Raw genomic sequence first — 11,462 nt, 5'->3', positions numbered from 1 at the left:
CCTAAAACTAAGTAAGAAAAACCTGCAATTTAACTCTACAATTGATATTACTAACCCTAGTAAAAAACGCCCAAAAATCAAATGTCCTCCAACCATCCCGGCAACGATCAGCGTCCCGATCCTGACGCCTTGCTAGCGCGCATGCAAGCCGCACAAAATCTCGCAACGCGTGGCAAATTACGGATTTATTTCGGTGCATCCGCCGGAGTAGGAAAAACCTACGCCATGCTGACCGCCGCCCATAAACTCCAAGCCGAAGGGCGAGAAGTATTAGCAGGGGTCATTGAAAGCCACGGCAGAGTCGATACCGCCGGACTTCTCACCGGTCTGACGACTTTGCCGCTAAAACAGCTTTCTTATCGTGATAAACAATTACCCGAATTTGATCTCGATGCCGCGCTGGAACGTAAGCCGTCGTTAATATTGGTCGATGAACTGGCGCATTCCAACGCACCCGGTTCACGCCATCCCAAGCGCTGGCAGGATGTCGAAGAATTGCTCAGCGCAGGCATCGACGTATTTACCACTCTTAACGTTCAGCATCTGGAAAGCCTGAACGATGTCGTCGGCGGCATCACTGGTATTCGCGTTGCCGAAACCCTGCCCGATACTGTCTTCGATGCCGCCGACGAAGTGGTGCAAGTCGACGTTCCTGCCGATGAATTGCTGGCCCGATTACGGCTAGGAAAAGTCTATAAGCAGCCGCAAGCAGAACGCGCGTCTCGCAATTTTTTTCGCAAAGGCAATTTGATTGCATTGCGAGAATTGGCTTTGCGCCGTACCGCCGATCGCTTGCAAGGCGATGTGCAGGCCTATCGCATTGAAAAATCAATCGGCACCGTCTGGCAAACCGACGCCGCATTGCTTGCCTGCATCGGCCCGACGATTAACGCCGAGCATGTGATTCGCAGTACCGCGCGGCTGGCGACCCAATTGAATACCGAATGGCGCGCTGTGTATGTCGAAACACCGCGCTTGCAGCGGCTGCCATCGGCGCGGCGCGAGGCAATTTTAGAAACGCTTAAATTGGCACAGGCGCTGGGGGCAACGACGGCGGTGTTGTCGGGGGGCGATGTCGCCAAGGTGATTACGGATTTTGCCCGCAGTAATAATATTTCTAAAATCATCGTCGGACGTAGTCAGCATTACGGCCAATGGCGCTGGCAGGCGCTCTGGTCTTCGCAAAGCAATTTCGCGGCAAAACTGGCTGCCGAGGCCAAGGATATCGATCTGATCGAAATCGGTCAGCCGGCGATCCGTGCGGTGGGCAAGGGCGGTTCTGTCACTGCCTCGACCGAGCGTTATTCTGTCAAGCCAAAGCAGCTACTTGGTAAGGCCGGGGTATGGGGCTATGGGTGGGCAATTGCGGCCACTATTTTGGTGACGTTATTGGCGACGCCGATATTGCCCTACTTCGATTTGGCGAATATCGTAATGCTGTATTTGTTGGCAGAAATATTGATCGCGGTGCGCTTTGGACGCGGCCCGGCGATGACCGTGGCATTTTTAAGTATTGCGTCGTTTGATTTCTTTTTTGTGCCGCCGCGATTCTCATTTGCGGTCAGTGATTTTCAGTATTTGATGACGTTTGGCGTGATGCTGGCGGTGGGTTTGATCATCACGCATTTAACAACCGGTTTGCGGTATCAGGCCCGTGTCGCGTCGCATCGGGAGGCACGCTCGCGGGCATTGTTTGAGTTCTCTCGGGAGCTAGCCGGGGCGCTGCAAACTGAGCAGGTATTTGAGACTAGTCGAACATTTTTGCAACGCACTTTTAATGCGCAGACGCTGTTGCTGGTCCCGGATATGGACGGGCGTTTACAGGTGGCTGGCACGCAAAATGACATTCGTTCTGATGATAGCGATCATCAATCTTTAGATATCGGTATTGCGCAATGGGCGTTTGATAATGCGAAGAATGCGGGGATTGGGACCGATACATTACCGGCTAGTAATTATCTTTATTTGCCATTGATTGCGCCGATGCGCACGCGTGGCGTGTTGGCGATTTTGCCGCATAGTCGTCGCTGGATTTTGATTCCCGAGCAGCAGCAGCAACTGTATACTTTTGGCGCATTGGCAGCGATCGCGTTAGAGCGTGTGCATTATGTCGAGGTGGCGCAGGATGCGTTGATCAAGATGGAATCGGAGCGTTTGCGGAACTCATTATTGTCAGCGTTGTCGCATGATTTGCGCACGCCGTTGACGGCGTTGATTGGCTTGTCGGAGTCGTTGGTGTTGGCTAAGCCGCCGTTGCAAAGCGCACAGCAGGGCCTGGCAATTGCGTTGCATGATGAGACGTTGCGGATGAGCGCGTTGGTGACGAATTTGCTGGATATGGCGCGGATACAAAGTGGGGAAGTGAAGTTGAATTTGCAGTGGCAGCCGTTTGAAGAAGTCGTGGGTAGCGCGTTGCGCGCCAGCGCTTCTGCATTGGGTGGACATACTGTGGAGACGCACGTTGCGCATACGTTGCCGCTGGTTCGGTTTGATGCTGTGCTGATTGAGCGGGTGTTGTGTAATTTGCTGGAAAATGCAGCAAAATATGCGCCGCTTTCTTTCTCGCCGTTGGCGGGTACGATTGATTTATCAGCGGTGGTGACGGGGCGGTTTTTGTCGGTGACTGTTTCGGATCATGGGCCGGGATTGCCGGTCGGCATGGAGGAGGCGATATTCGATAAGTTCACCCGTGGTGAACGTGAATCCGCCAAGCCGGGGGTTGGGTTGGGGTTGGCGATTTGCCGCGCCATTGTGGAGGCGCATGGTGGGACTATTCATGCGCGTGGGGGGGGAAGTTTGCATCCTGATTTGCATGCCGCTGCTGGTGCGGATGCTGATGCAAATACGGGCGCTGCATTTACCTTTACCATTCCGTTGGGTGTGCCGCCTAGCATGCCGGAGCCGGAAGAAGGTGAGTTTAATCCGGTTGATTTATCTAACTAACTATTTATCATGAGTGCATCTCAGCCTGTTGCTATTTTGGTCGAAGACGAGCCGCAAATTCGTCGTTTTGTGCGTGCTGCCCTGGAGGATGAGGGGTGGCAAATTTATGAGGCGGATACGATGCACCGGGGGTTGATTGATACCGGGACGCGGAAGCCTAATTTAATTATTTTGGATCTTGGTTTGCCGGATGGCGATGGGATCGATTTTATTCTTGATGTTAGAAAATGGTCGAAGGTGCCGATTATTGTGTTGTCTGCTCGGGTGAGCGAGACTGACAAAATCAAGGCGCTTGATGCGGGTGCGGATGATTATTTGAGCAAGCCATTCGGCGTGGGGGAGTTGTTGGCACGGGTGCGGGCTACTTTGCGGCGGCAGCATCAGCCGTTGGGGGATGCTGATGGATTGATTCGGTTTGGGGATGTGGTGTTGGATCAGCAGGCTCGGCTGGTGACTAAAGGTGGGCAGATTGTGCATTTGACGCCTACTGAATATCGGTTGTTGACTGTGTTGGTGGCTAATGCAGGGAGGGTTGTGACTAATCCGCAATTGTTGCGGGAAGTGTGGGGGCCTTCTCACTCTGAGAGTGGGCATTACTTGCGGATTTATATGGGGCATTTGCGGCAGAAGCTGGAGGATGATCCAGCGCAGCCTAAGCATTTGTTGACCGAGACTGCGGTTGGGTATCGGATTATGTTGGCGGTGTAAAGTTGGTTTCGGTTGGTTTCAGCTACAAACCATAAGTATTAATCCATAAAATCTCAAATCAAAAAATTACCGATTGACCTCAGTTTTCAACGGGGGGTAAGGTGACAGCGTTCCTCACAAGGAAGTGCAGGTTTGACAGCCTGGTGCAAAAAATCCTGGGCCACGTAATGCGGTCTGGGCCCTAAGTCCGTCCGTCTCTGGGCGGCAGTGCCGGGAAAGCCTTCGGGCTTGCTGGTTTTGATTTTTTGCCCAGTCTGTCAATCCCGTTATTTGCCGCCCACCCGTTATCCAACGGGTGGCATTAACTTGACTAAGGACCGGCTGATGTCGGATATCAATCCTACCAAACAATCTCCAAAATCCGCTCAGCCAAACGTTGAGTTATCAGATCAACTTGATTCAGTAACAAAGTATTCTTAAGACTACTTCCTCCACGAATTCGTGGAACCAGGAATGGGAGCCTGTGACGGAATCTCCAGCTGTCTCGACATCGTCGAAAAAGGCACCTCCATCAGCCTAAAACCCTCCCCAAAAGCAGAAGAAGCCTTCTGCGCTCTCCACTCCGAAAAACTACTAAAACTCGCCATGACCTCAGCCCGACTGCTCGGCGAGTACGCTACAAAACACATCGCCTGGATCAACGACGACAGCCCACCACCCAGCCAAGTAATGGAGGAAGCCCAAAACAAACGCTTCAAATAACTGACGGTAAAAAGTCCTGCTAGTCGACAAATAACCGGCCAATTAACAAAAACCAGCCACCGGTCTGCCCACCGGCACCCATCCCCTACTACAACAGTATTAACATCTCCGAATTAACTACCTTCCCGCATGATTGGTTAAAATAGCGTTTTTAATCCCACCAAGAAAATCCCCAATGGCCGCTATGACGCAGGACGAACTTAAACAAGCTGTTGCTCGTGAAGCAATAAAATACGTCGTGGAACGTGATATTGTCGGCGTCGGCACCGGCTCCACCGCGAATTTCTTCATCGACGAACTTGCCAAAATCAAACACCTCATCAAAGGCGCAGTCGCCTCATCCGAAGCCACCGCAGCACGCTTGCGCAGCCACGACATCGAAGTGTTTGACCTCAATCAAGTCCTCTCCATGCCCGTCTACATCGACGGCGCAGATGAAGTAAACGCCCAAGGCGCGATGATCAAAGGCGGTGGCGCCGCATTGACACGCGAAAAAATCGTTGCCTCTGTTGCCGAAAAATTCATCTGCATCGCCGACGGCTCCAAACTCGTCAATGTGCTGGGCAAGTTCCCATTACCAGTAGAAGTCATCCCAATGGCGCAAGCCGTCGTAGCCCGCAAATTGGCAAAATTGGGCGGCGAACCCCGTTTGCGCTTCAAAGACGGCATCCCATTAATCACCGACAACGGCTGCGTCATCATCGACATGCATGGCCTGAAAATCGTTGACCCAATCGCAATGGAAGCCGAAATCAATCAGATCACCGGCGTAGTCTCCGTCGGCCTGTTCGCAAAACAAGGCGCGAATGTATGCTTGCTGGGAATGCCTGAAGGCGTCAAAACATTGAAGTTTTAAACGCTAGGTAAAATCGGTCCGGATCGATGGCCCAAATAAAAAGCCTGCAACTGAATAAGTTGCAGGCTTTTTATTTTTACATCAACAACTGTTGAAGCGACGGGCTGAAGAAGTGCAACCGCACACCATAGAGTTTATGGCTTACCCACCACCGGATTATTAACTTTCGTTTCATCACGGGCAATCACGATGCTTAATTGCGCCGGATCGATCCGATTGCGGAACGCTGCATTCACCTGATCCAGCGTCAATGCGCTGATCTTATCTTCCAGCTGCTTACTCCAGCTAAAGGTCCGATCCAAGTCCAGTAAGCGTACCCAACCAGCGCTGAGGGCGTTGTCTTGTGCCCGTGCCTGCATATTTTCTTGCAGGATACCGGACTTGGCGCGGGCCAGTTCTTCAGCGGTGAAACCGTCTTTGCGGGCGCGTGCCAATTCTTCTCTGACACCCAGATCGACGCGGGCCAGATTTTGTGGGGCGGCGATGGCCTGAATGTTGAAACTGGCGGCGCGGCTAATGGCGTTCATGCCAAGGCCTGAGCCTACGGTATACGACAGGCCGTCTTTTTGACGTATCCGATCTGCCAGACGGGATTTCAGACTGCCGCCGCCGAACAGATAATTTGCCACCAACAGCGCGGGATAATCTGCGGCATCGTCGCGCATATCCAGATTCATGCGCGCGATGTAGACGCCATTTTCTTTATCTGGCGTGTTGATCGTTTCTTGCACCGGGGTCACGTCAAAATTTTTCCGGATCACGCGTTCATAGGGGACCGCACTTTTCCACGTCCCAAATTCGGCCTCGATCACTTTGGTGGTGGCGACCGGATCAAAATCTCCTACGACTGCCATTTCACCGTGCGATGCGCCATAAAACGCCGCATGGAAAGCAACGACATCAGCTAGCTTGACTGCCTTGATATTGGCGATTTGCTGATCGATATTCGGTGCCGATAACCAATGTCCTTGCGGATACAGATTGAAGTGTTGCGACAACGCTTCTGCTGCACGGGTATTCGGATCGTTGCGGGTTGCTTCCAGACCGACCAGCGCCTCTTTCCGCAGAAGCTCAAACTCGGCGGGGTCAAAACGCGGGTCTTTCAGCGCGTTGGCAACCAAAGTCAGCGCGGCGGCCAGATTACTGCGCGTGGTCTGAAAACCATACAAGCCGCCATTGATTTTGAGTTTTGAAAACGCGTCTGCCAATTGCTGGCGATTCAGCGCGGTGGTACCACGGCTGAGCATCGCGTTGGTCATATCCGATACAGTATTCTTGCCGAACAAGTTTTTTTCATCGCCCCAAGCTAATTTCAGTTGGACCGATACAGTTTCCCCACGAGTCTTTTTTGGCAGCAAGGCTAATTTGATTCCGCCCACTGTTAGTCGTTGTGTCCGGGCATTGATATTCGCCTGTGTAGGATCAAATATTTCGCCGCCTGCCAATGCTTGTTGCGGTTTGTATTCCTTCAACACGTCGGCGAGCGCCGGTGCTGCGGGTACTTCGGCACGCTGCGGTTGATCGTCCGGCTGAAAAATGCCAACGGTACGATTATCGCGTTTGAAATAATGTGCCGCGGCGTTGGTGACCTGCGCCGCCGTTACTTTTGCCGATTGATCGCGGCCTAAAAACAGTAAGCGCCAATCGCCTAAAGCAATCGCGCTAGACATGGCGATGCCGATTTGTTGCGGATCGTTCATCAGGCTTTCGTAGTCATTGGCGTTGCTGCGCTTTATCCGATCCATTTCTTCGGCGGTGGGCGGGGTTGCCGAGAATTTTTCAATCGCATCGACCAACGCGGCGCGTACCGGTTCTATCGGTTCATTTTTTTTGACGATGGCACCGATAATTAACAGGCCGGGCGCGTAGCCGCTCATTTGATACTGAAACACGGCGGTGGCCTTGCCGGTTTCGACCATGGCTTTATAGAGGCGTCCGTTGGGTGTGTCGGCCAGAATATTAGCGGCGAAGGATAGGGCGTCGCTGTCTGGGTGCAGTTCACTTGGGATTTTATAGGCGACGGCGACGATTTGTATATCGCCCTGACGATGGATCACAAAACTGCGCTCGCCATCCTGAGTTGGTTCTACGGTCCAGAATTCCGGTAGTTTTCGGGTCGGTTTTGGCATGGCACCAAAGGCCTGATTAACCCAATTCAGGGTTTTCTCAGCATCGAATTTACCTGCGATCAGCAGGACGGCATTGTCTGGCTGGTAATACATCCGATAAAAAGCTTGCAGGTTTTCTATCTTGACGTTTTCAACATCGCTGCGATTGCCGATGGTTGGCTTACCGTAGCTGTGCCAGTCAAAGGCGACGCCTTGCATCCGTTTGAATAGGACGCTGGTGGGCGAATTTTCACCTTTTTCAAATTCATTGCGGACCACCGTCATCTCGCTATCGAGATCTTTTCTGGCGATGAAGGAATGCAGCATCCGGTCCGCTTCCAAATCGATAGCCCACTTCAGATTGTCATCGCTGGCGCGCGAGATCTCATAATAGTTGGTGCGATCAAGCGAGGTGGTGCCATTGAATGTCATGCCGCGTTGACCGAAATCCTGCGGAATCGCCGGGTGGGTTGGCGTGCCTTTGAACATCAGATGTTCCAGCAAATGGGCCATCCCGGTTTCGCCGTAATTTTCAAAACGCGAGCCGACCAGATACGTCATATTGACGGTGACGGTGGGCTTGGTATCGTCGGGCAGCAACAGGACTTTGAAACCATTGTTAAAGCGATATTCGGTGATGCCTTCGGCGGATGGGCCTTTGATGACGCCCGCCGGCAGAGTTTGCGCATCGACGGTATAGGGCGCAAACATCAGCACGCTGGTCAATACGCCAGTGAGTAGTGTCGCCAGTAACGCGCGGGGGTGACGAATTTTGCTGAGTAATTGCATGAAGGTTCCGATCAGTGAAGGCCCTGACAGCAGGACCGCGGCGAGACCTATTATGCGGTCAGGAGACGTGACCGTGGAAGGGGCAAGACAGAATTGCGGAAATTTTTTGAGGATGGAGGAGCGAAATTGGATGCTACCACTTGCTCGGATCGGTTGATCTTTTGCAAGTGGTCGTCGGGAAGGGATTGCCAAACTGTTACTGCTGGCGATCTGCGCTGGGCGCTGATCAGTGATTATTCAGTCGGCGGGACGTAGCCGGTAGCAGCATCTGCGCCACTGCCGAAGAAATGATTTTCCATTTGGGTTGCCAGATATTTACGGGCACGAATGTCAGCCAGATTCAGGCGGTTTTCATTGACCAGCATGGTTTGATGCTTCAACCATCCGGCCCACGCTTCTTTGGAGACGCTTTCGTAAATCCGCTTGCCCAGTTCGCCCGGATACGGTGGAAAATCCAGTCCTTCAGCTTCTTTGTCGAGTTTGATGCAATGAATAGTGCGGGCCATGATTTTTCCTTTAGCGACTTATGGGGATGCGCGTCGGCTTTGTGGCGTGACGCGGCGTGTTGAAAGAGGTGACATTAAATTTATAGTTGTTTGATCAGTACCAGCGATTTACGTTGCCAGTTATACATGTGTTGCCGATTCTTCGGTAGATCATCGACGGTTGCATGGACAAAACCGCGCCGCAAGAACCAATGTGAAGTCCGCGTAGTGAGGACAAATAATTTCGTCAAACCGGCAGAGCGTGCCCGGCTTTCCATATGCTTCAGAATCTTCTCACCGTCGCCTTGCGCCTGTACATCCGGGTTCACCGTCAGACATGCCATCTCGCCCATTTTTTCGTCAGGGAACGGATACAGTGCCGCGCAACCGAACAACACGCCATCATGGTCGATGACAGAGAAATAATGGATTTCGCGCTCAATCAGTTCGCGCCCACGTTTCACCAGCGTGCCATCGGCTTCCAGCGGTTCGATCAATTTCAGAATACCGCCGACATCTTCAATCGTTGCTTCGCGCAGGCTTTCCAGATTCTCATACGTAATCATGGTGCCGATACCGTCATGCGTAAATAATTCTAGCAATGCCGAACCGTCTGTCGCAAACGGGACGATGTGCGCCCGTGGTACGCCGGCGTTGCAGGATTTAATCGCATGTTGCAGGTAGAAGGCAGAATCGGACGGCAAACAACCGCTTTCGAGCACCGCTTGCGCCTGATGTGATGATAATTCACGGATTTCAACATCGCCAGCATCTTTCAATAGCGGCGTTTCGCTGATAAAGATCAGTTTTTCCGCTCGTAATGAAATCGCCGCCGCGACGGCAACGTCTTCCATCGTCAGATTGAATGCTTCGCCAGTCGGTGAAAAACCTAGCGGGGAGAGCAATACCAGATTGCCCGCATTCAGAATCGGATGGATAGTTTCGTAGGCGATTTTACGCACTACGCCAGTCAATTGCAGGTCGGCTCCATCAATCACGCCGAGCGGTCGGGCGGTGACGAAATTACCGGAAATGATGCGGATTGCAGCGTGTGCCATGGGCGTGTTCGGCAAACCCTGGCTGAAGGCGGCTTCGATATCCAGACGCAATTCGCCAGCGGCTTCTTTGGCACATTCCAGGGCAGCGATGTCGGTGATGCGCAGGCCGTTGTGGAAGCGGGTTTCAACATTTCGCAGCGCCAATTGTTCTTCAACTTGCGGTCGCGAGCCGTGCACAATCACGATTTTGATGCCTAACGCGTGCAGCAGTGACAGATCTTGCGCCAGAACGGGCAGAGCGCCCGCCATGACTAATTCGCCGGGAAAGGCGATGACAAAGGTCTTACCGCGAAAGGCATGGATGTAGGGCGCGACTGAGCGCAGCCACTGGACGAATTCTGAGGTGTTTTCCATGGTGAGCATTATATACATGACCATGCAAGACGGTACTAACGACTGCTGAAGATGCGCCCTCTAATTAATCGGGCGTGCCAGGTGCGCAACGCTAATCATTGCTATGATGGCAATAACTCCGGCGCGGAACAAAAATGTTTGATTGAGAGCCCATGGCGCAATAGCGGCGCTATGGGCTTTTTCAAACGCAACACTTGCAAAAAAATTGAGGCAAAAATGAATGCGGTCGATTATCAGGTTTTAAATAGCGCAGACAATTGGTTGCGGCAAGGCAAGCAGGTGGTACTGGTGACGGTAGTGCGCACGTGGGGTTCTGCGCCGCGTCCGCTGGGTTCGTTGTTTGCGATTACGGCGGATGGCGATTTTACCGGTTCGGTATCTGGCGGTTGTGTTGAGGATGACTTGATGCTGCGTTTTGGCGCGGCATTCCCGGACAAAATTGAGATGGTTCAGTATGGGATTACCGCCGAACAGGTGCGCCGTTTTGGTTTGCCGTGCGGCGGTACGCTGGAATTGCTGGTGCAACCGCTGACAGATCGGACAGCGTTGACCGCATTGCTAGAGGCGATCGCTGCGCGCCGTTTGGTGCAACGCCGCTTGAATTTGCATAGTGGAGAGACGCTGATTGAATCGGCAACGGGTGACGTTAACATGCGGTTGAACAGTGATGAGCTGATACAGGTATTTGGTCCGCGCTGGCGCTTGTTGATTATTGGTGCGGGTCAGGTTTCAGAATATTTGGCGCAGATGGCCCCGGCGCTGGATTTCTCGGTCTATCTGAACGATCCGCGGGAAGAGCAACGGCGTAACTGGCAACTCAACGGACGTGGCAATAATCAAAGCAATATGCCAGCGAATATTGCCGATGCTGTTGAATGGCTAGAAGGTATGCCGGACGATGCCGTGCGCGCCTTCGCACCCGATCAGCGCACCGTAATTGTCGCGCTGAGTCATGATCCCAAGGTTGACGATATGGCGCTGATGGAGGCGTTGAAGACTGATGCGTTTTATGTTGGCGCGATTGGTTCTATGGCAAGTACTAACGCACGTAAAGAACGTTTATTGACGCTGGATGTGACGCAGGCTGAGGTTGATCGTTTACACGCGCCGATTGGTCTACCGATTTTTAGCCGTTCACCAGCTGAGATCGCGGTCTCAGTACTGGCAGAATTGATCGCGTTGCGTAATCATGGGGTCGTATCTGGCAACGCGTCTACTTGTGCGGTGGGTGCAGCGGTGTAATACTTTTGGGCTGCCTGCGCATTTAATGCCAGCGCAGACCAATTCTGCTTAACTTGCTTGCAATAGATCCCCCGTTACATGCTTTTGCTTAGCTTTTGGCTAATGCAGTCCGCATAGCGTCACTCCTCTTTCCCACTCCTTTCTATCAACGCCAACCTTTGCCATTAACGGGATGTGTGCGTCTGTTCATTTTCTGAAGATAACCTGCTTATTTATA

Annotated in this window: 8 protein-coding genes; 5 read left to right on the top strand and 3 right to left on the bottom strand. The window is 52.5% G+C overall.

Annotated elements, in window-relative coordinates; translation table 11 throughout:
* Window positions 1-81: 81 nt before the first annotated feature.
* The 4 genes from C7W93_RS10325 to rpiA all read left to right on the top strand — a co-directional run bounded on the left by C7W93_RS10325 (window position 82) and on the right by rpiA (window position 5,209).
* The gene (locus C7W93_RS10325; RefSeq protein WP_108439920.1) at window positions 82-2,943 is read left to right on the top strand and encodes a DUF4118 domain-containing protein; all 2,862 of its coding nucleotides are present in this window, start codon (window positions 82-84) and stop codon (window positions 2,941-2,943) included.
* A gap of 9 nt (window positions 2,944-2,952) precedes the next feature.
* A complete protein-coding gene (kdpE, locus tag C7W93_RS10320; RefSeq protein WP_108439919.1) occupies window positions 2,953-3,651 on the top strand; it encodes a two-component system response regulator KdpE in 699 nt (232 codons plus the stop codon).
* A 453-nt stretch (window positions 3,652-4,104) separates the two neighbouring features.
* Window positions 4,105-4,353 carry a hypothetical protein gene (locus tag C7W93_RS10315; protein WP_108439918.1) on the top strand — a complete coding sequence of 83 codons (249 nt, stop codon included), beginning with the start codon at window positions 4,105-4,107 and terminating at the stop codon, window positions 4,351-4,353.
* Window positions 4,354-4,537: 184 nt separating this feature from the next.
* Window positions 4,538-5,209, top strand: coding sequence for a ribose-5-phosphate isomerase RpiA (gene rpiA, locus C7W93_RS10310; RefSeq protein WP_108440599.1), 672 nt, complete (start codon window positions 4,538-4,540; stop codon window positions 5,207-5,209).
* A 134-nt stretch (window positions 5,210-5,343) separates the two neighbouring features.
* Here the strand turns inward: rpiA and C7W93_RS10305 are convergent, their stop codons facing one another.
* The 3 genes from C7W93_RS10305 to argA all read right to left on the bottom strand — a co-directional run bounded on the left by C7W93_RS10305 (window position 5,344) and on the right by argA (window position 10,003).
* Complete coding sequence (locus C7W93_RS10305) at window positions 5,344-8,106, bottom strand: M16 family metallopeptidase (RefSeq protein WP_370446419.1); 2,763 nt, start codon at window positions 8,104-8,106, stop codon at window positions 5,344-5,346.
* Window positions 8,107-8,339: 233 nt separating this feature from the next.
* Window positions 8,340-8,612, bottom strand: a complete 273-nt coding sequence (locus C7W93_RS10300) for an oxidative damage protection protein (RefSeq protein ID WP_108439917.1) — start codon at window positions 8,610-8,612, stop codon at window positions 8,340-8,342.
* Window positions 8,613-8,692: 80 nt separating this feature from the next.
* Window positions 8,693-10,003 (bottom strand): amino-acid N-acetyltransferase, encoded by a 1,311-nt coding sequence (gene argA, locus C7W93_RS10295; protein ID WP_108440597.1) that lies wholly within the window; start codon window positions 10,001-10,003, stop codon window positions 8,693-8,695.
* A 216-nt stretch (window positions 10,004-10,219) separates the two neighbouring features.
* On the opposite strand from argA, the gene C7W93_RS10290 reads away from it, so the two are divergent.
* Window positions 10,220-11,245 (top strand): XdhC family protein, encoded by a 1,026-nt coding sequence (locus C7W93_RS10290; protein ID WP_108440596.1) that lies wholly within the window; start codon window positions 10,220-10,222, stop codon window positions 11,243-11,245.
* Window positions 11,246-11,462 lie beyond the last annotated feature (217 nt).

This window comes from Glaciimonas sp. PCH181, from assembly GCF_003056055.1.
GTDB lineage: Bacteria > Pseudomonadota > Gammaproteobacteria > Burkholderiales > Burkholderiaceae_D > Glaciimonas.
This window is presented reverse-complemented; position numbering and strand designations above follow the sequence as displayed.

What these genes read in the sequence shown, in the direction of transcription:
- C7W93_RS10325 (WP_108439920.1), top strand. Translation starts at nt 82, where the DNA reads ATGTCCTCCAACCATCCCGGCAACGATCAGCGTCCCGATCCTGACGCC.
- kdpE (WP_108439919.1), top strand. Translation starts at nt 2,953, where the DNA reads ATGAGTGCATCTCAGCCTGTTGCTATTTTGGTCGAAGACGAGCCGCAA.
- C7W93_RS10315 (WP_108439918.1), top strand. Translation starts at nt 4,105, where the DNA reads ATGGGAGCCTGTGACGGAATCTCCAGCTGTCTCGACATCGTCGAAAAA.
- rpiA (WP_108440599.1), top strand. Translation starts at nt 4,538, where the DNA reads ATGACGCAGGACGAACTTAAACAAGCTGTTGCTCGTGAAGCAATAAAA.
- C7W93_RS10305 (WP_370446419.1), bottom strand. Translation starts at nt 8,106, where the DNA reads ATGCAATTACTCAGCAAAATTCGTCACCCCCGCGCGTTACTGGCGACA.
- C7W93_RS10300 (WP_108439917.1), bottom strand. Translation starts at nt 8,612, where the DNA reads ATGGCCCGCACTATTCATTGCATCAAACTCGACAAAGAAGCTGAAGGA.
- argA (WP_108440597.1), bottom strand. Translation starts at nt 10,003, where the DNA reads ATGGAAAACACCTCAGAATTCGTCCAGTGGCTGCGCTCAGTCGCGCCC.
- C7W93_RS10290 (WP_108440596.1), top strand. Translation starts at nt 10,220, where the DNA reads ATGAATGCGGTCGATTATCAGGTTTTAAATAGCGCAGACAATTGGTTG.